The 18,369-nt window shown below is 65.0% G+C and carries 15 protein-coding genes; 8 read left to right on the top strand and 7 right to left on the bottom strand.

All coding sequences use genetic code 11. The features are described from left to right. Nucleotides 1-73 precede the first annotated feature (73 nt). A complete protein-coding gene (locus tag QRM89_RS16565; RefSeq protein WP_115573022.1) occupies nt 74-1,366 on the top strand; it encodes a nucleotide sugar dehydrogenase in 1,293 nt (430 codons plus the stop codon). Here QRM89_RS16565 and QRM89_RS16560 read toward each other — a convergent pair. Both QRM89_RS16560 and QRM89_RS16555 read right to left on the bottom strand, forming a co-directional pair. After that, a complete protein-coding gene (locus tag QRM89_RS16560; RefSeq protein ID WP_285448510.1) occupies nt 1,350-2,603 on the bottom strand; it encodes a TIGR03862 family flavoprotein in 1,254 nt (417 codons plus the stop codon). The genes QRM89_RS16565 and QRM89_RS16560 overlap by 17 nt on opposite strands. Nucleotides 2,604-2,614: 11 nt before the next feature. Next, nucleotides 2,615-3,046: an FKBP-type peptidyl-prolyl cis-trans isomerase gene (locus QRM89_RS16555; RefSeq protein WP_014507823.1), complete on the bottom strand. Its 432-nt coding sequence runs from the start codon at nt 3,044-3,046 to the stop codon at nt 2,615-2,617. Nucleotides 3,047-3,106: 60 nt separating this feature from the next. Here QRM89_RS16555 and QRM89_RS16550 point away from each other — a divergent pair, with 60 nt between their 5' ends. The 3 genes from QRM89_RS16550 (at nt 3,107) to QRM89_RS16540 (ending at nt 5,130) form a co-directional block, all read left to right on the top strand. Further along, nucleotides 3,107-3,472, top strand: coding sequence for a DUF6164 family protein (locus QRM89_RS16550; RefSeq protein ID WP_012438461.1), 366 nt, complete (start codon nt 3,107-3,109; stop codon nt 3,470-3,472). A gap of 33 nt (nt 3,473-3,505) precedes the next feature. After that, entirely contained in the window at nt 3,506-4,267 is a 762-nt protein-coding gene (locus QRM89_RS16545; protein WP_115573020.1) for a sulfurtransferase, read from the top strand. 215 nt (nt 4,268-4,482) lie between these two features. Then, entirely contained in the window at nt 4,483-5,130 is a 648-nt protein-coding gene (locus QRM89_RS16540) for a response regulator (RefSeq protein WP_011037241.1), read from the top strand. A 568-nt stretch (nt 5,131-5,698) separates the two neighbouring features. On the opposite strand, the gene rne is transcribed toward QRM89_RS16540, so the two are convergent. Then, nucleotides 5,699-9,286, bottom strand: a complete 3,588-nt coding sequence (gene rne / locus QRM89_RS16535; RefSeq protein WP_285448509.1) for a ribonuclease E — start codon at nt 9,284-9,286, stop codon at nt 5,699-5,701. Nucleotides 9,287-9,689: 403 nt separating this feature from the next. Here rne and QRM89_RS16530 point away from each other — a divergent pair, with 403 nt between their 5' ends. Continuing rightward, on the top strand, nt 9,690-10,673 hold the full coding sequence (locus tag QRM89_RS16530) for an RluA family pseudouridine synthase (protein ID WP_116889366.1): 984 nt from the start codon (nt 9,690-9,692) through the stop codon (nt 10,671-10,673). 383 nt (nt 10,674-11,056) lie between these two features. Here the strand turns inward: QRM89_RS16530 and zupT are convergent, their stop codons facing one another. From zupT to QRM89_RS16515, 3 genes are all read right to left on the bottom strand, one after another. Next, nucleotides 11,057-11,875: a zinc transporter ZupT gene (gene zupT / locus QRM89_RS16525; RefSeq protein WP_011037238.1), complete on the bottom strand. Its 819-nt coding sequence runs from the start codon at nt 11,873-11,875 to the stop codon at nt 11,057-11,059. A 127-nt stretch (nt 11,876-12,002) separates the two neighbouring features. Next, nucleotides 12,003-12,425 carry an energy transducer TonB gene (locus tag QRM89_RS16520; protein WP_285448508.1) on the bottom strand — a complete coding sequence of 141 codons (423 nt, stop codon included), beginning with the start codon at nt 12,423-12,425 and terminating at the stop codon, nt 12,003-12,005. Continuing rightward, nucleotides 12,422-12,778, bottom strand: a complete 357-nt coding sequence (locus QRM89_RS16515; RefSeq protein ID WP_014507817.1) for a 4a-hydroxytetrahydrobiopterin dehydratase — start codon at nt 12,776-12,778, stop codon at nt 12,422-12,424. The genes QRM89_RS16520 and QRM89_RS16515 overlap by 4 nt, the downstream gene beginning before the upstream one ends. Nucleotides 12,779-12,870: 92 nt before the next feature. On the opposite strand from QRM89_RS16515, the gene QRM89_RS16510 reads away from it, so the two are divergent. The 3 genes from QRM89_RS16510 (at nt 12,871) to QRM89_RS16500 (ending at nt 16,056) form a co-directional block, all read left to right on the top strand. Then, nucleotides 12,871-13,470 carry an NfuA family Fe-S biogenesis protein gene (locus QRM89_RS16510; RefSeq protein ID WP_014507816.1) on the top strand — a complete coding sequence of 200 codons (600 nt, stop codon included), beginning with the start codon at nt 12,871-12,873 and terminating at the stop codon, nt 13,468-13,470. Between the two features lie 13 nt (nt 13,471-13,483). Then, complete coding sequence (locus QRM89_RS16505) at nt 13,484-15,277, top strand: transmembrane repetitive protein (protein WP_285448507.1); 1,794 nt, start codon at nt 13,484-13,486, stop codon at nt 15,275-15,277. A gap of 128 nt (nt 15,278-15,405) precedes the next feature. Further along, nucleotides 15,406-16,056 (top strand): TraX family protein, encoded by a 651-nt coding sequence (locus QRM89_RS16500; protein ID WP_116670597.1) that lies wholly within the window; start codon nt 15,406-15,408, stop codon nt 16,054-16,056. A 458-nt stretch (nt 16,057-16,514) separates the two neighbouring features. Here the strand turns inward: QRM89_RS16500 and rmuC are convergent, their stop codons facing one another. Next, the gene (gene rmuC, locus QRM89_RS16495) at nt 16,515-18,299 is read right to left on the bottom strand and encodes a DNA recombination protein RmuC (RefSeq protein ID WP_285448506.1); all 1,785 of its coding nucleotides are present in this window, start codon (nt 18,297-18,299) and stop codon (nt 16,515-16,517) included. Nucleotides 18,300-18,369: the final 70 nt, after the last annotated feature.

Below are 18,369 nucleotides of genomic sequence, written 5' to 3'. Positions count from 1 at the left end.
GCGGTTGCCGGCTGCGCTATGCTGCCGCCGCACTGGCGCGCGGTGCCGTGCCGCGCATGATCGAAGGAACCGCATGTCCCGCACCCCGCCGTTCGACCCGCTTCAGGCGCGTATCGCCGTCATCGGCCTGGGCTACGTTGGCCTGCCGCTGGCCGTCGCGTTCGGTGAGCGGCGCGACACGCTGGGCTTCGATATCGATGCGCAGCGCGTGGCGCAGTTGCAGCAGGGCCACGATGCCACGCTGGAACTGGACGATGCGGAACTCGCCGCTGCACGGCAGTTACGCTACACCGCCGACGCTGCAGAACTTGCGGGCTGCACGATCTTCATCGTCACCGTACCCACGCCCATCGACAGTTTCGAACAGCCGGACCTCGAACCATTGCGCAGTGCCACCGCGTTGATTGCCGCTGCGCTCAAGCCAGGCGATCTGGTGATCTACGAATCGACCGTGTACCCCGGCACCACCGAAGAAGTCTGCGTGCCGCTGCTCGAAGAAGCCTCCGGGCTGCGGTTCAACGCCGATTTCTTCTGTGGCTACAGCCCCGAGCGCGTCAACCCGGGTGACCGGCAGCGGCGGCTGCGCGACATTCGCAAGATCACCTCCGGCTCCACACCCGACGCCGCGGACGCGGTGGATGCGCTCTACGCCAGCATCATCACGGCCGGCACGTGGCGCGCTGGATCGATCCGCGTAGCCGAAGCGGCCAAGGTGGTGGAGAACATCCAGCGCGACGTCAACATTGCGCTGGTCAACGAGCTGGCGCTGATTTTCGACAAGCTCGGCATCGACACGCTCGATGTGCTCGAAGCCGCCGGCACCAAGTGGAATTTCCTCCCATTCCGGCCCGGTCTGGTCGGCGGGCATTGCATCGGTGTGGACCCGTATTACCTGCTGCACAAATCCGAGAGCGTGGGTTACCACCCGGACCTGATCCACACTGCGCGGCAGGTGAACAATCGCGTTGGCCGCCACGTGGCTGAGCGCGTTTGCAGCTTGCTCGCGGCGCAAGGGATTGCACCACCGCAGGCGCGAGTGCTGGTGCTCGGCGCCACCTTCAAGGAGAACTGCCCGGATCTGCGCAACAGCCGTGCCCTGGAACTGGTGCAGCTGCTGCAGGCCGCCGGCGCGCAGGTCGATACCTGCGACCCGTGGGCCGATCCCGAAGACGCGCTGCGCCACGGCGGCGTGCAGCTGTGCGAGACGCCGGAAGAGGGCGCCTACGATGCCGTGGTCCTGGCGGTGGCGCACGCGCAGTACCGCGACTACGATGCGCAGCGCATCGCCGCACTCGGCAAGCCGGGCGCGGTGTTCTATGACGTCAAATCGGTGTGGCCGCGCGCGTCGATCAACGCTCGGCTGTAGCGCCGCGTTGCAGCCACTGCACCGCGCCCTGCGCCGCGCGCAGGCCGCTGGCAAAGCACGCCGTCAGCAGATAACCGCCGGTCGGGGCTTCCCAGTCGAGCATTTCGCCGGCGCAGAACACCCCCGGTTGCGCACGCGCCATCAGCTGCGCATCCAGTGCCTCCAGACGTACACCGCCGGCCGTGCTGATCGCTTCCGCCAACGGCCGTGGCCGGAGCAAACGTAGCGGTAGCTGTTTGAGCGCCTGCGCAACGCGCGTGAGGTCATCGCCGGCCTGCTTGCCTAAGTGTTCGAACAGCAGGGCAGTCTTGACGCCGTCGATGCCGGTCTGGCGGCGCAGGTGCTCGCTGAAACTGCGCCCGTTGCGCGGTTTTTGCAGATCCACCTGCAGCCGCTCCAGCGTGCGGCCGGGTACCAGGTCGAGCCAGAGCGTCGCCGTGCCATGCGTCTGGATCTGCGTGCGCAGGTCCGCCGACAGCGCATAGATCAGGCTGCCTTCGATCCCCGTTGCGGTGATCACGCATTCGCCCTGCAGCGCCTGTGTCGCACCATCGCGCCCTTGCCACTGGGCAACCACCGCCTTCAATGGCGCACCGGCGTGGCGCTGCACAAAATGCGGCGTCCATGCGATATCGAAGCCGCAATTGGCCGGCTGCAATGGTGCCACCGCGATGTCGCGCTGCTCCAGGAGGGGTATCCATTGCCCATCCGATCCCAGCTGCGGCCAGCTGCCGCCTCCCAGTGCCAGGACGACCGCATCGGCCGCGAATGCCTGCTCTCCGGTTGGTGTGGCGAAGCGCAGCGCACCATCGTCATCCCAGCCGAGCCAACGATGCTGCACATGGAAGCTCACGCCTTGTTCCTTCAGCCGTCGCACCCAGCCGCGCAGCAGTGGAGCGGCCTTGCGGTCCATCGGAAATACGCGGCCAGAACTTCCAACGTAGGTCTCCACGTCCAGGTCGCGCGCCCACGCGCGCAGTGCCTCGGCGTCGAACGCCTGCAGCCAGTGCCCAACCTCGGTGCTGCGTTCGCGATAGCGCTGTGCGAAGACAGGCGGCGGATCGGAGTGGGTCAGGTTCAAGCCGCCCTTGCCGGCGATCAGGAACTTGCGCCCGACCGACCCCTTTGCTTCATAAAGATCCACCACAAGCCCTGCGGCGCGCGCGACCTCGGCCGCCATCAAGCCGGCCGGGCCGCCACCAATCACCGCGAGCCGCGGTGTGTTTCCATCGGTCATGAGGTGCGTGCTCAGCGCGGCTGCACGCCAAGCAGTTCGACGTCGAACACCAGCGAGGCGCCCGGCGGAATGACCCCACCGGCACCTTTGTCGCCGTAACCGAACTCCGGCGGGATCATCAAGGTCCGCTTGCCGCCGACGCGCATGCCGGCCACGCCCTCATCCCAGCCGCGGATGACCTGGCGGCCACCCAGCACAAACTGGAACGGCTCTGCGCGATCCAGTGAGCTGTCGAACTTTTTGCCGTGTTTGTCGGCCGCCTTCTCGTCGTATAGCCAGCCGGTGTAGTGCACGGTGACCAACGCATTGGGCGTGGCTTCGGCGCCGGTGCCGACGGTGCGATCGATCCGCTCGAACGCGGCGATGGTGCCACCGGACGGGGGCAGGGCAGGGGCGCAGCTCGCCAGCAGCAGGGCGGCGCAAAGCGTCAAAAAGAGGCGCATGGCGTGATCCACAGGAGTGAGGCGCGCATTATCGCACCTGGCTCCCGCTATCATCGCGTCATGGCGAAACTGCTGCTCAACCTACGCAATGTCCCCGACGACGAAGCCGACGACGTGCGGGCACTGATGCGCGACAACCTGGTGCAGACCTACGAAACGCGCCCCAGCAATTGGGGCATTTCCGCCGGCGGCATCTGGCTTAGCGAGGATGCGGACTATCCACGTGCCAAGGCACTGATGGATGCGTACCAGGCCCGGCGCGGTGCCGATGCGCGTGCGCAGCGGCAGCAGGCGCTGGCGTCGGGGACCGCGGAAACCTTCGGCGCGTTGTTGCGTCGGCGGCCATTGTTCGTGCTGGCTACCCTGGTCGGCATGTTGGTGATCGCCTCGCTGGTATTGCTGCCGTTCCTGCTATTGCGCGGATAACCCGCCGCAGCGGATCGGGCTTAAAATAGCGCCATGATCACCAATACCGCTGCCTATCAGTTCGCCCCGATCCACGACCCGCAACAGCTGGCGGACAGCGTGCTGGAGCGCGCCCAGCAGCATGCGCTGAAGGGTTCGGTGCTGGTGGCCGAAGAAGGTATCAACCTGTTTCTGGCCGGCGATGCCGAGCAGATCGCAGGCTTCTATGCCTGGCTGCATGCAGACGCGCGCTTTGCACAGATGCGCGTGAAATACAGCCATAGCGCTGAGCAACCGTTCGCGCGGCTCAAGGTCAAGGTCAAGCCGGAAATCATCAGCTTCCGCCGCGATGATGCCTCGCCGCTGCAAGGCCGCGCGCCGTCGGTCGCGCCTGCAGTGCTACGGAAATGGATGCAGCAGGGGCACGACGATCACGGCCGCCCGCTGGTGCTGCTGGATACCCGCAATGCCCAGGAAGTGGCGTATGGCACGTTCCAGGGCGCACTCACGTTGCCGATCGACAAGTTCACCGAACTGCCCGAGGCATTGCAGCCGCACCGTGCAGCGCTTGCCGATGCCACGGTGGTGAGCTTCTGCACCGGCGGCATCCGCTGCGAAAAGGCTGCGCTGTGGATGCATGCCGAGGGCATGGACAACGTGCTGCAGCTGGAAGGCGGCATCCTGGGGTACTTCGAGGACGTCGGTGGTGAGGGCTACGACGGTCGATGCTTCGTGTTCGATGAGCGCGTCGCCCTCGATGCGGAACTCCGCCCGTTGGTCGATGGCGTAGCCTGCGCAGACGCAGGGAAAATCTGACCGGGCACGACTGTATTGCCCGATGCCTGCAACGCGTGCGTCACGGCACGATGCTGGTCACGTGGAGCGCGGCGCAGCACGCGTTGAGCGCGGGTCCGCCGGGATCTGGCGCAGTACACGCGTCTAACTTCCACGTAATACGTCGCATCGAGCTTGCCCTGAATTATTCACGGAGCTAGGCTGCACCAGCCAGCCGCACAGCGAGGACTACACGGATGACAATCAGAGTTTTTCTGATCGACGATCATGCACTCGTGCGTACCGGCATGAAGATGATCCTGTCCAAGGAAGTGGACATCGAAGTGGTGGGCGAAGCAGAGAGCGGGGAAGCGGCGCTGCCGCAGATTCGCCAGCTCAAGCCGGGCATCGTGTTATGCGATCTGCACCTTCCGGGAGTCAGCGGGCTGGAGATCACTGAGCGCATCGTCAAAGGCGACTACGGCACGCGGGTCATCATCGTGTCGGTGCTGGAAGATGGCCCGCTGCCCAAGCGGCTGCTCGAAGCCGGTGCGTCCGGCTATGTCGGCAAAGGCGGCGACGCGCACGAGTTGCTGCGCGCCGTGCGTGAAGTGGCGCTGGGCCGTCGTTATCTCGGCAACACCATCGCGCAGAACCTTGCGCTGTCCAACCTGGAAGGCGGCGGTTCGCCCTTCGATGCGCTGTCGCCACGTGAGCTTGAGGTGGCGCTGCTGCTGACGCAGGGCCTGCGCCAGGAAGACATCGCCAAGCGCCTGAATCTCAGCGCCAAGACCATCAACACCCACAAGGCGCGCCTGTTCGAAAAGGTCGGCATCCAGGACAACATCGCCCTGGCGCGCCTGGCCAATCAGTACGGCCTGACCGATCCCGCGCGCACGCTGTGAACGCATGCCGCCGCTGAGGTGATGTGGTGTCGTCGGCGGTGTCTGGCTGATCAATCGAGAGGCAATTCGTGGCGCGTCACTTTGGTGGTCGCGTTACGTTGGAACATTCGTGCCTTATGGAAAGTCATTGAGAGATGGGCTGGCATGTTCCTGTGCTGGTGCGAGTGGTAGAGCGTTAGTCGTGCTCTGCGCTTAGCGTCCCTGGGGCGCTGTCGTCCTGTGGGGTATCAGCGTCTCAGATCGGTAGACGCGCAGGGCTGTAGGCCCGCGGAGCGACTGCTTACCGATGCGGTGACGGTGCAGGTACTCGCCGATCTGATCAAAGCGCTGAACTTCTGTCTGCTGGAGGTGGCAACGGCGACGTTGTGTCTCGACATGCTCAGGGCGCGGCCTGATTGAAGCGTCAATGGGCAATAACTGTCGACGTTTGAAGTTCGCGTACCAGGCAGCTGCAGACTCCATGCAGTTCGCGACTGTCAGTTGATGACACAAAGAAAGCGGCCCGAAGGCCGCTTTTTTTGTCGCCACCATCCGGGTTGCCCAGGACAGCGCCAGTCACGCGGAACGATCAGTGATCGCTACGCGGCTTGTTGGCATCGTCTTTCGACGCTGCGGCCTCGGTGTCGTCCTTGTCGTCCGCTGCATCAGCAGCGTCAACAGACGATGCTGCTGCCGGCGTGGACGCCTCCGACACGACCACCGTCGGCTGCCGTGCCTCTGCGGGTTGCTGCGCAGCCACAGGTGCCGCAGCAGCGGCCGGCGTGGAGTGCTCAGATACCTTGGCTACCGGAGCAGTCTCGATCTGAGCTTGCGGAGCTGCCGCTTGCGGCGTTTGCGGAGCCAACGCATCGAGCAGTGTGGTCTGCACCGGCGCGTAGGGCTTGCGCACCGGCGCCGCTGGCGCGGTGTCGGTGGCCGGCTGCGCAACCGCGGCGGTCGAGGTCACCGCGACATCCACGTCCTTGCCGGCCGTGCTGGACGGTTCGGCATGCGGTGCGGTGACCGTGACCACGGCAGCTTCGGCCGGCGCAACGGGCGCCGGCGTGACCTGCGCTGCAGGCGACGGCTCAACCGACGCTGTCGCGGCAGGCTGAGTCGGTGCTGCGGGCTGCAACGGGGAGGTCGGGGCAGTCACTTCAGGACGAACGCTTTGCACCGCAGCCGGAGCCGGAGCCGGAGCCGCTGCCTCCGGAGCAACACGCGGGGCGTCCTGCACGGGAGCGCGCTGCTGCTCCTGTGCCGGCGCAGCCTCGGTCGATGCCGAAGCGGCATGCGGTGCTGCAGCGGGTTCCTGCGACGCTGCCTGCGAGGATCCCGCCTGCGACGAGACGGCGGTTTCGGGCGAGGCAACCGGTGCCGACTGCGCGGTGATCACCGGCTGCTGCGGGGTAGTCGGTGCGCTGTCGACCGACGGTGCCGCTGACGCTGCCGTATCAGCCGGCGGCTGCGTTTCGGCTCGCTCCTTCGGAACCGGACGTGGCGTCACCGGCGTCTGCTGCTCCGGGCTGCGCTCAACCTTTGCCTGAGCCCGAGCGGGCGGTGTGCCGGCATCGTCATCGAAGTCGAACTCGGGCTGCCCGGCGCGTGGTACGGACGACATCGGTGCTGGCGTACCGGCATCGTCGTTGTCGCTATCCAGATCACCGTCGGCATCGCCGTCCAGATCATCGGACTCAAGACCATCAGCTCCGGTCCCACCTTCACCCGTGGCGCCTGCACCACGACGACGGCGGCGACCACCGCGACGGCCGCGACGGCGACGGCTTCCGCCCTCGCCATTGGCGCCGTCATCGCCTGCCGGTGCGTCCTGGGCATGGCCCTCGGCGGCGGCATCGGCAGTTGCCTCGGAGGCGGCGGGCGTCACCGTCACGTCGACCGGATGTGCGGCGTCGGTCTCGTGCGTTGGCACCGTCCTGGACACCGGCGCGGCGGTATCGGCAATGGCCGCTGCCACGCTTGCGGTGGTGGCGGTCGCTGCAGTCGCGGTCACGGCCTGTGCCACTGCTGCATCGTCCTGGCGTGCGGGACGCTGCTGCTTTTCAGCCGGCGCACCATCCTGCTGGCGCGGAGGACGCGGCTGCTGGTTTTGCTGCTGCTTTGGCTGCTTCGGTTGCTGACCCTGCTGCGGCTGCTTGGGTGCCTGCGGCTCGTTGCGCGGTGGCTTGGCCACCTGCACTTGCTGCTGCTGCGGCTGGCTGCCAGTTTGCGGCGCGGTCGGCTGGCGACGCTCGTCGCGGCGCTCCTTGTTAGCGCCATTGCCATTGCCGCCATTGCCGCGGTGCTGGCCGCCATTGCCATTGCGTGCATCGCGACCATCGCGGCGTTGTCCGCCACGCTCGCCGCGATCATTGCGGTTGCCACGCGCGGCGTCGTTCTGACGCGGACGCTGCTGCTGCGACGCTTCCGGCGCTGCGGCCGGGGCATCGACACCGCCGAAGATGCGTTTCAGCCAGCCCACCACGCCGGTGACCGGCGCGGGGAGCGGCAATGCCACCACCGGTGCCGGGGCGGGCGCCGCGGCGACCGGGGCAGGGGCCTCTTCACGTACCGGAGCTGGTTGGCTCGGCTTGATCGAAGTCACCGCCGGCGCGACCGGGATATTCAACTGCGCCTTGGTCAGGGCATGCACCGGCAACTTGCGCGGCGTGCCGCGCTGATAGCTTGGCTTGCCGCTGTCTTCGCCCAGCTCGTTCTCGCGCAGGCGCGTGACTTCGTAATGCGGGGTATGCAGCTGCTCGTCGGCCACGATGATGATCGGCGACTCATGGCGCTGCTCGATCTCGCGTAATGCGCTGCGCTTTTCGTTGAGCAGGTAATTGGCGATCTCCACCGGAGCCTGGACCAGCACCTGCCCGGTGTTCTCCTTCATGGCGTGCTCTTCAGCCACGCGGATGATCGACAGCGACAGCGATTCCACGCTGCGCATGCGGCCATGGCCGTCGCAACGCGGGCACACGATCTGGCTGGACTCACCCAGGCTCGGACGCAGACGCTGGCGGCTCATCTCCATCAGGCCGAAGCGCGAGATCCGGCCCAGCTGCACGCGCGCACGGTCGTACTTGAGCGCGTTCTGCAGCTTGTTCTCGACTTCGCGCTGGTGCTTGGTGGACGCCATGTCGATGAAGTCGATGACCACCAGACCGCCGAGGTCACGCAGGCGCAACTGGCGCGCCACTTCTTCTGCCGCTTCCAGATTGGTCTGGAACGCGGTTTCCTCGATGTCGCTGCCCTTGGTGGCGCGCGAGGAGTTGACGTCGACGGCGGTCAGCGCTTCGGTCTGGTCGACCACGATCGAGCCGCCCGACGGCAGGCGCACATTGCGCTCGTAGGCGCCTTCGATCTGCGACTCGATCTGGAAGCGGTTGAACAGCGGGATGTCGTCGGTGTAGTGCTTGAGTTTACGCAGGCTCTGCGGCATGACCTGCTGCATGAACTCCTGGGCGTCGGCGTACAGCTCCGGCGTATCGACCAGGATTTCGCCGATGTCGGCGCGCAGGTAGTCGCGCAGGGCGCGGATGATCAGGCGCGATTCCTGGTAAATCAGGAACGCCGCCGGCTTGCTCAGCGCGGCCTCGGCAATCGCCTTCCAGGTCTGCAGCAGGTAATCCAGATCCCACTGCAGCTCTTCGGCATCGCGGCCGACGCCGGCGGTGCGGATGATCACGCCCATGTCGTCGGGGATGTCGAGCTTGTCCAGCGCGTCCTTCAGTGCGGCACGGTCTTCGCCTTCGATCCGACGCGAGACGCCACCGGCACTCGGCGAATTCGGCATCAGCACCATATAGCGGCCGGCGAGCGAGATGAACGTGGTCAGGGCGGCGCCCTTGTTGCCACGCTCTTCCTTGTCGACCTGGACCACCACTTCCTGGCCCTCACGCAGCAGCTCACGGATGGTCGACTTGTTGTGGTCGACTCCGGCCTGGAAGTAATCGCGGGAGATTTCCTTCAGCGGCAGGAAGCCATGGCGCTCGGCGCCATAGTCCACGAACGCCGCTTCCAGCGAGGGCTCGAGCCGCGTGATGCGACCCTTGTAGATATTGGACTTCTTCTGTTCCTTGGACGGCTGTTCGATGTCGATGTCGTACAGGGTCTGGCCGTCCACAATCGCCACGCGCAGCTCTTCGGCCTGCGTTGCGTTGATCAGCATTCGCTTCATTGTTGCGTTCCTCGCGCGCTCTACCGCGCGGAACGCCGTGACGTTTCGCCTCTGGAACGGGTCGCCGGCCTTTCGCGCAACGCGCGGACAGGCCTGGCTAGGGTTTCCAGCGCTGCAACACCACGGCAGGCCGCGGGAGCGCTTCTCTTAAGTTTTTTATAGGTGTTTCAGGGCCGGCAGCTGCGTCCGGACAACCGGGACAGCGCACGGGACATGTTCAGCGCAACGGCCAAAAAACCGCTGGCGATGGCCGGGTAGGCCGGTGAGCCGCTAACATGGCCGCCCCGGGGGCGGTGGTCGCGCACTGTGCCGGAATCATCGGAAGTCAGGCTTCTGGCCAATCAACTTCCAACGAAATCAAACCCTTATCTCGCTCGCCGAGTGTAACAGAATAAATAGCCGGATGACCGACCCCCAGCCCCCCAAGCCTCCCGCCGACCGTGTGGGCGTGCGCATTCTCAAAGTTCCGGAAGACCGCACTGGGCAGCGGCTGGACAATTTCCTGCTGGGACAATTGAAGGGCGCGCCACGCAGCCTGATCTACAAGCTGGTGCGCAGCGGGCAGGTGCGCGTGAACGGCGGGCGGGCCAAGGCCGAGCGCAAGCTGGAGGGCGGGGAAGAGGTGCGCATCCCGCCGGTGCGTCTCACCGAAGAGGGCGACAAGGCCGCGCCGCCGTCGGCGTTCCAGGCGCGGCTGGAAGCGGCCATCGTGTTCGAAGATGCGCGCCTGCTGGCGCTCAACAAGCCCACCGGCGTGGCCAGTCATGGCGGCAGCGGGATCAGTTTCGGGGCAATCGAGACCTTGCGCGCCTTACGTCCGAACCAGACGCTGGAGCTGGTGCATCGTCTGGATCGCGATACATCGGGCCTATTGATCGTGGCCAAAAAGCGCTCGGCGCTGACCGAGCTGCAGGCCTTGATGCGCGAAGACGACAGGGTGGACGGACGCAGCATCACCAAGCGCTACCTCACGCTGCTGGTAGGGCGGATGCCCGACGGGATGATGAGTGTGGATGCGCCGCTGCACATCGGCCTGCGCCAGGGCGGCGAGCGGCATGTGCAGGTCAATGCGATCGGCAAGCCGTCGCTGAGCCACTTCCGGTTACTGGAGCGTCGCGGCGGGCATTCCTACTGCGAGGTGCGCATCGAGACCGGGCGCACCCACCAGATCCGCGTGCATGCACAGCACCTAGGCCATGCGGTTGCCGGCGACGACAAGTACGGCGACCCCGAGGTGAACAAGCGCCTGCGCGACCAGGTCGGCCTGCGCCGCCTGTTCCTGCATGCCGCCTCGCTGGAGTTCGCGCTGGACAACGGCAAGACGCCGTATGTGCTCAACGCACCGTTGGCGCCGGAGTTGGCTGAGGCGCTGGATCGGCTGGGTTGAGTCGCGGCTTCGCATGAGGCGATGGGTTCCTCGCTGGCACGTGGAGGCGCTTGCACTTCGTGCTTGATGTACGGCGCGTACGCAGCCTTTGCAGGTTCAACGTCAGATCTATCGATGTCCCGGGCATGGCAACGGGACGGGATGAAATGCTTGAGGTCCATGCCTCCGCTGTCACCGGGGAACGGCTAGCGGGTCTAGCCCGCTAGCTGCCTCCGGTGCCTTTTCGTGGGTCTTGGCTAGAGCACGCCTCGCGTGAGTTCGCGTGTGCACGTCAGGCGCGCCGATTTGGCGCGCTATATCGGCATCGCTGCATCCCTGTAGCAGCAGACCAGGCAGCTGTGGGGCAGGGCAGCACTCATCAGCAGTGGCAATTGGCTGCAGGCTCAAGGTGCCGCATAACGGAACAACACCAGGCTGATCGCCAGCGTGCCCATGCCCGACACCAGGCCGTAGACCGTCTCGTGTCCTTGTGCGTAGCGCTTGGCGGCAGGCAACAACTCGTCCAGGGCGAGGAACACCATGACCCCGGCGATCACCCCGAACACTGCGCCGAACACGGCCTCGGACAGCACGCTGGACAGGAGCAGGTAGCCGATGCCCGCGCCGATTGGCTCGGCCAGGCCGCTCAACAGGCTCGCGCCGAAGGCATAGAACTTGTTACGCGTAGCGAAGTACACCGGCACGGCGATCGCAATGCCTTCGGGAATATTGTGGATGGCGATGGCGAACGCTAGCGGCATGCCCACCGCCGGGCTTTCCAGCGTTGCGAAGAACGTGGCCAGGCCTTCGGGAAAGTTGTGCGCGGTGATGGCGACTGCCGTCAGCAGGCCCACGCGCCGGATGTAGGCGCGGTTGTCGTCGCGAAATTGCGGGTCGTCGGTGGACAGGCTTTGGTGCGGATTGGGCACCAGGCGGTCGATCACCATGATCAGCAGCATTCCGCCCAGGAAGGTCAGCGTGCCGTAGGTGAAGCCGAGCTTGTCGTTGTAGGCGTTGGAGAACGAGGCGATCGACTTGTTGAGGATCTCCGACAACGACACGAACACCATGGCGCCGCCGGCAAACGCCAGCCCGAAGGCCAGCAGGCGCGGGTTGGGCTTCTTGGCGAAGACGACCATGAGACTGCCCAGGCCGGTCGCCAGGCCGGCGGCCAGAGTGACCGCAAGCGCGGTCCAGACATTGTGCGATGACACTTCAAGCATTGACGCGACGACCTCGTCGAAAAGAATGGCGATCCGGCGGAGTGCGTGGCGAGTTCAGCTGCGCGTGTCTGCGCTCGGCCATCCGCCGCTGCAGGATGGCCATGGCGCGATGATGGATGCGTGGTGGTCAGCCGCCGCGGCGGGCGCGCTCTTCGATGGCGAAGCATTCTTCAGGCTTGGGGACCGGCGGCTTGAAGTCCACCGGCACCTGGATGGTCTGCGGGACCGGCTGGCCATTGCGGGTGGCGGCCTTGAACTTCCATTCGCGCACGCGCGTCTGCGCCGCCTCATCCAGCACCGGCTGGCCGCTGCTCTGCGCGACAGTCACATCGGTAGGGGAGCCTTGCGGGCCAACCACCACACGCAGCACCGTCTTGCCACCGATTCCCGCACAGGCCAGCTGCGGTGAGTATTCAGGCGGGGGCGTCTTCAGGGCGGCCAGCTCGGTGGGAGCCACGCCGGGCGTGGCGGCCTCTTGCGATGGCTTGCCGCAGCCGACGAGGGCGCCGGCGACGCACAGGCCGGCAAGCAGGGCGCGATACTGGTTCATGCGGTGATTCCTTGATCGAAGAGCTGCGCTGCCTTGGCCGCGCAAATGAAGTCGTTCTCGCTCAGCCCGCCCACGTCATGAGTGGAATAGCGGACCACCACGCGGTCGTAATGCACGCCCAGGTCCGGATGGTGGTCTTCGCGGTGGGCGATCCAGGCCAGCGCATTGACGAAGGCGAGGGTGCGGTAATAGTCGGCGAAGCGGAATGTGCGCGTGATGGCCATGCCGGCTTCGGCCAGCTCCCAGCCGGGGACCTGGGGCAACAGCTCGGCCAGGCGGGCTTCGCCCAGCTTGTGGTCGCTGCCCTTGCGGGGCAGGCAATGGGCCTGTTCCAGGGGGATGAGATCGGTCATGACAGGCGGCCTCGCGAAGTGGCGAACAGAAGCACCCACCAGGATCACGGTGTTCCATGAGCGGGGGCGCATTGAGCGGTAGAATAACCCGCATGATCCAGATATCCGACAAAGCCCAGACCTATTTCCGCAAGCTCATCGAGCGCGAGGGTGTGCCCGGCATGGGCGTGCGCCTGAGCGCGGTGGACGCGGGCACCCCGCGTGCAGACGCCAAACTCGAGTTCGCCGAGCCGGCCGACTTGTCCGGCGACGAATGGGCCATCGATTGCGATGGCTTCACCTTGTATGTGGTGGCCGCCAGCGTGCCGTGGATGGATGGCGCCGAGATCGACTACGTCACCCAGTCCACCGGCAACCAGCAACTCACCATCAAGGCGCCCAAGATCAAGGGCGAGGCACCGGCCGAGTCGGCGTCGATGGTGGAACGCGTGCGCTGGGTGGTAGAGAACGAGATCAACCCGCAGCTAGCCTCGCATGGCGGGCGCGTCGCGGTGCAGGAAGTCTCGGCCGAGGGCGTGGTGTTGCTGCGCTTCGGCGGCGGCTGCCACGGCTGCGGCATGGCCGATGTCACCTTGAAGCAGGGCATCGAGAAGACCTTGATGGGGCGCGTGCCCGGCGTGATTGCCGTACGCGACGCGACCGATCACGCCACCGGCGACGCGCCGTACATTCCGCGCGACAGCGCGGCCTGATTCCGCACCACCGGTGACAACCGCTGCCGATCTCCTGCAGGCGCTGTTGGCGCGCATGCCGGGCAAGCTCATTCTGGATCGGCGGACCGGGTTGCCCTATGGCTGGGGCATCTGGATGCGGGGGCGGCTGGGTACGCCAGCACGGTTTGATGACGACCAACTGACGGACGCGCTGTTGGCGCGTCCTGCGCCGCGACCTCGCGACGGTATGGCGGGAAGACTGAGTCCGTTCCAAGCATTCCGCAGCCTGTGGTGGCAACACTGGGACCCGCGTCCACGCGACGAGCGCCCGCTGCACTGGGGGGCGGTACTCGGCAGTGCGCTGATCCACCTTGGATTTGTCGCCTTGTTGCTGTGGGTAGTCAGCGTGCGCTGGGCCCCGGACGACACCAAACAGGGCGACGAGGCCCGGGTGCGCCTGACCTATGTAGGAGAGGGCGCCGCAGAGCAGGGCGGTGGCGAAGGCGAGCCGGTGGCGGACGCTGCGCCAGCCACAGCTGCATCTGGCGCTCAGCAAGCGGCGGCATCTGCGGTAGCCGCGTCGTCAGCAGCAGCGTCGCCGGCAAGCGCCGCATCCACAGTGGCCGAGCCGGTGGGGCCGGCAGCCGACGTGCCGGACGTCGCGCCCGAACCTGTTGTGGCCGCTGCGGCGGAACCCAGTACGCCCGATATCCCGCAGGTCCGTGTGCAGGTACCGCAGGTCACGCTGGAATCGCCGCTGCAAGTGACTGAAACACCGGTGCCGACCACGGATTTCGTCGTCCCGCCGCCGCCCACCATCACTGTGGCGCCACGCCCGATCGAGCCGGCTGCACCACAGGTACGTCAGCGCGAGATCCAGACGGTGACCGAGCGGCCACAGGTGCGCGAACTGCAGCGACCGACTACGGCCATTGCCGTGCGCGCTGCCGCGGCGCCCACCGTGCGCGAGCGCGAGATCGTCGTGCCCGAGCAGGCTAGGGTCACCGCGCCCACCGTGCGTGCACGTGAGGTAGTTCCCACGGTTCGCATGCCCGAGCTGGCGGTGCGTGCTGCGGAGCTGCCGAACGTGCCGGACCCGGCGCCACAGCCGACGCCGGCGCAGACACCCCCGGCGCAACCGGCAGTCGTGCAGACGCCTTCGGCCGCGACGGCCCCCGTATCGCCTGCGGCGCCGACACCTTCCAGCGCGCCGTCATCCGCTAATCAGACCAACCAACAGACGGCTGCGCAATCTGCGAAACCGGCGTCAGCGGCCGCCGCATCCAGCAAGCCGGCGGCCACCGGCGGTGCCGGCCCGAAACCAGTTGATCGCAGTGGCGGATGGGATGTGGCTGCCAACGCGGACGACTGGAGCAAATCGACCCGCGACCGTGCCGGGCAGGCAACCGGCGCCGATGGCAAACGCGATGGCATGTTCAATAACGACGGCAGCGTACGGGTTGCCGCCGGTGGCGAGGCCGGCAATGGCGCTGGCGATCGCGGCCCGCCTGGCAGCGACACCGACACCTGGACGCGTGACCAGATTGCGCAAGGCGGCACCTGGCTCAAGCGGCCGCCGTACGGTTACACGCCGACGTCGCTGGACAAGTATTGGATGCCGAACCAGACGCTGCTGCAGGAATGGGTGCGGCGCGGATTGAAGAAGATCGAAATTCCCATTCCCGGCACCACGACCAAGATCAGCTGCGTGGTGTCGTTGCTGCAATTCGGCGGCGGCTGCGGCCTGAGCGACCCGAATCTCAACGATCAACCAGCCACCGCAAGGCCGCCACCGGATGTGCCGTTCAAGCGGGAGTTGCAGGAAGACAATGGGGCTGTGAGATAGCAGGGCTGCAAAGAATGGCTGGGGTTGGTGGCCGGTGCTGCAGAACTGCTGGCAGCTCCAGAGTTAGATAAGTTGATCAGTAAATCCGCATTAGCTCATCGAGCCGTCGTCGAACAAGGAGGGATCGCATGACAAGCGGAGGCCGTGAATTGGTGAAGTGGCTCGCGCTGCTGTTTATGACAGGCGACCACACCTTGAAGATTTTGCACCTGGGCTATGTGCCGGTCATTGCAGAACTGGGCCGCGTGGCATTTCCATTGTTCGCACTGGTGTTTGCCTACAATTTGGCGCAGCCGGGTGCTGATGTCGCCAAGTTGATCAAGCGCTTGTTCTTGTGGGGACTCATTGCGACACCGATTGCGGCGATCGCATTCAATCGGGCACTGCCGCTCAATATTCTCTTGTCCTTCGCATTGGCAGCTGTCTGTATCCGCGCGATCGAAGAACGAAAATGGGTTGTGTTGGCTTTCTGCCTGTTGCCGGCACCTTACTTGGTTGACTATCGGTGGAACGGTCTGGCGGTTGTACTCGGTGCCTGGCTGTTCTGGCGCAATCCCGGGGGCTGGCGATGGCCCAGGGCAGCGTCGGTTGTCGTGCTCTTGGTGATCCCGCTAGTGCTCTTGTGCTCGGTGAACCGGACGTTGTGGCCGCTGCTTGCGCTGCCGATTGCAGGTTTGGCTTACCTGTCATGGGCCATCCCGCGGACGGGTAGAGCGTTCTACATGTATTACTGCGGCCATCTGATGGCTTTGACTGGGTTGTCGTACGCAATGGTTTGAACTGATGCTCCTGTAGACGTTGTTCTGACATAATATACATTATGCGAAGTGCGATGTTGACGCCCCTGTGCGTGCTGGCGACCTATCAACTGTTGTTGTCAGTTTTTTTAATTCGTGTCCTTGCAGGCGTGCGCGGCCGAAGCAGACCTTGCTGGCACGGTCGTCCCCATCCGGACCAAGGGCCGGGACGTGTCGTTCATCGCGCCGCCGGCTTGGCACCCGTTTTTCAAGAGCCCAGGCATCTGGTCTTTGGTCGCCGGCAACCTCAACCGCGAGCTCATCATCGGTTAGGTGGCGCTATTTGCACGGCGCGCCCGTCCACCCCGCGCGTCATGCAGCGCAGCGGGTGCAGCATTCGATAGCCCGTATCCCTTGGGTGATTTGCCGGTTACCCGCTTAACGGCATCACTGATGGCATTCTCGGACGTGTACTTTTGATTGTTCGATATCCACGGGTGCTAGGGAACTGTGGCCAATAACGCGTTAGTGTCGCCCTCGAGTGAAAGTGGCGACTCTTCCTCACCATGAAGCGGTTTCAGCGATTCGTGCAGCGCCTTCTTCCCCTTAGCTCCCGCTCCGACCAACCGGCGGGCGCGAGCAACCACGGACTGGGGGGAATCATTAAGTCGATTCTTCGCCTTGTTGTAAGCATCTCCTGCCTTCTTCAGGCGTTCATCTATAGACTCAAAGTCTTCGATAAACCCGGTAAGCGAGTCCAGCAGCTTTGCCGCCTCTTCGCCGATGGTGCTGATCTGCTGCTGTAGCTTGTCGCGTGTCCACAGCCGCTCAACGACACGGAGCATCGCCATCAGGGTGTTCGGGGATGCAAACACCACGCGCTTGTTGAAAGCTTCGGTCTGCAAGTCTGGACTGATCGACAACGCTGACGACAACGCACCCTCGATGGGTACAAAAAGGACTGTCAGGTCCAGAGTCTCGGGGCCCATGGCGCGGGGGTAGTTCTTGTCCGCGAGATCACGCACATGGGCTCGGAGTGCGGCCGTATGGCGTACCAAGGCTTCCTGCTGATCCTCAAAGGAATCGGCATTTTGCGCATCGCTCCAGGCAATGAGGTTGACTTTGGAATCGACCACAATCTTCCGCTTGTCTGGCAAGGTCACCACCACGTCCGGTCGCACGCGCTGGCCACTGTCTTCATCCACACCGTGTCCCTGCGAGATGTAGTTGCTCCCCTCTACTAGCCCCGACGCTTTAAGCACCGTATCGAGGATGAGTTCACCCCAGTCACCCCGGGTTTTCGAGTTGCCTTTGAGTGCACGGGTTAGGGCCTCGGTCGCGGTCGCCATGTTCTGGTTCAGGCCTTTCAACTCGCCGATGGTTCCGACGAGGGTGGCATGCTCCCTGGCCTGTTCCGACCCGAGTTGTTCCACCTTTGCCTGGAAAGTGGCGACCTTCTCTGCAAATGGCTTGAGGGTCGTTTCGAGCCCCTCCTTCGATGCGTCCGCACTTGCTTTGATCCGCTGGTCGAGAACGACAGACTTCTCATCAAAGACGCGGCTCGCCGCTTCGGTAAAAGCGGTGCGCATCTGGGTTTCGGCCGTGGCGAGAAACGCTTTGGTTTGCTCAACCGCTTCGAGCGCCGCATCTCGAACGGCCACAGCGGTTGCGTGCTCGGCTCTCAGATCTCGTAGGGCGACGTTGGCGTCGTCGAGGCTTTGACGAAGGTCGCTCCGTTCACGGCGAAGCTCGTTGGTTTCTGTGGTTTGGCTGGTGAGATTAGCGTCGATAACCGCTGCCGACCGTTGCAACTCCTCCAGGGCCTGGCGCGTCTGCTCAAGGCTCTCCCGCGCACCGTTACGCTCAAGGCGAAGTTGGTCGGCTTCGGCCAATTTTGCAACGAGATTGGCCGTCGTCGTTGCCGTGGTCCGCTGCAAGGCTTCGAGGGTCTCGCGCACCTCGGTCAGTACCCGGTCGCGCTCGGCAACTGTGCCGGTCAGCTTCTCCACGGATAACCTGGCTTCTTCAAGCTGTGCGCCGAGCGCGGCTTCCCTCGCCGTCGCCGCCCTGATCGATTCCGTCAGTTCGCCGACCTGCTTCTCAGCCCGCCCGCTTCGCTCGATAGCGTCGGGCAAGCGCGCAGCTTCCCCGGACAGCGCGTCAATCCTTGCCTGCAGATCCCGCGCCTTCGCCAAGGTCTGCCACATGATCAGGCCGACGACGATGGCTGCGATCACGACCGTCAGCAGAACGACCGTCCATCCCCAAACCGGCATGCTCTCCATGGTTCCTTCCTCGGTATTGGCCCTGTGCCCGTCGCATGATACGTCGGGGACAACGCCGCGATCACGGTAG

Origin of the sequence: Xanthomonas sp. LMC-A-07 (assembly GCF_030208825.1) — a bacterium.
Classification (GTDB): domain Bacteria; phylum Pseudomonadota; class Gammaproteobacteria; order Xanthomonadales; family Xanthomonadaceae; genus Xanthomonas; species Xanthomonas campestris.
The sequence above is the reverse complement of the archived record's forward strand: the minus strand, read 5'-3'. Positions and strand labels throughout refer to the sequence as shown.

Coding starts and splice junctions, on each gene's coding strand:
- QRM89_RS16545 (WP_115573020.1), top strand. CDS start 3,506: ATGATCACCAATACCGCTGCCTATCAGTTCGCCCCGATCCACGACCCG.
- QRM89_RS16520 (WP_285448508.1), bottom strand. CDS start 12,425: ATGAACCAGTATCGCGCCCTGCTTGCCGGCCTGTGCGTCGCCGGCGCC.
- zupT (WP_011037238.1), bottom strand. CDS start 11,875: ATGCTTGAAGTGTCATCGCACAATGTCTGGACCGCGCTTGCGGTCACT.
- QRM89_RS16565 (WP_115573022.1), top strand. CDS start 74: ATGTCCCGCACCCCGCCGTTCGACCCGCTTCAGGCGCGTATCGCCGTC.
- QRM89_RS16530 (WP_116889366.1), top strand. CDS start 9,690: ATGACCGACCCCCAGCCCCCCAAGCCTCCCGCCGACCGTGTGGGCGTG.
- QRM89_RS16555 (WP_014507823.1), bottom strand. CDS start 3,046: ATGCGCCTCTTTTTGACGCTTTGCGCCGCCCTGCTGCTGGCGAGCTGC.
- QRM89_RS16560 (WP_285448510.1), bottom strand. CDS start 2,603: ATGACCGATGGAAACACACCGCGGCTCGCGGTGATTGGTGGCGGCCCG.
- QRM89_RS16510 (WP_014507816.1), top strand. CDS start 12,871: ATGATCCAGATATCCGACAAAGCCCAGACCTATTTCCGCAAGCTCATC.
- rmuC (WP_285448506.1), bottom strand. CDS start 18,299: ATGGAGAGCATGCCGGTTTGGGGATGGACGGTCGTTCTGCTGACGGTC.
- QRM89_RS16540 (WP_011037241.1), top strand. CDS start 4,483: ATGACAATCAGAGTTTTTCTGATCGACGATCATGCACTCGTGCGTACC.
- QRM89_RS16550 (WP_012438461.1), top strand. CDS start 3,107: ATGGCGAAACTGCTGCTCAACCTACGCAATGTCCCCGACGACGAAGCC.
- QRM89_RS16515 (WP_014507817.1), bottom strand. CDS start 12,778: ATGACCGATCTCATCCCCCTGGAACAGGCCCATTGCCTGCCCCGCAAG.
- rne (WP_285448509.1), bottom strand. CDS start 9,286: ATGAAGCGAATGCTGATCAACGCAACGCAGGCCGAAGAGCTGCGCGTG.
- QRM89_RS16500 (WP_116670597.1), top strand. CDS start 15,406: ATGACAAGCGGAGGCCGTGAATTGGTGAAGTGGCTCGCGCTGCTGTTT.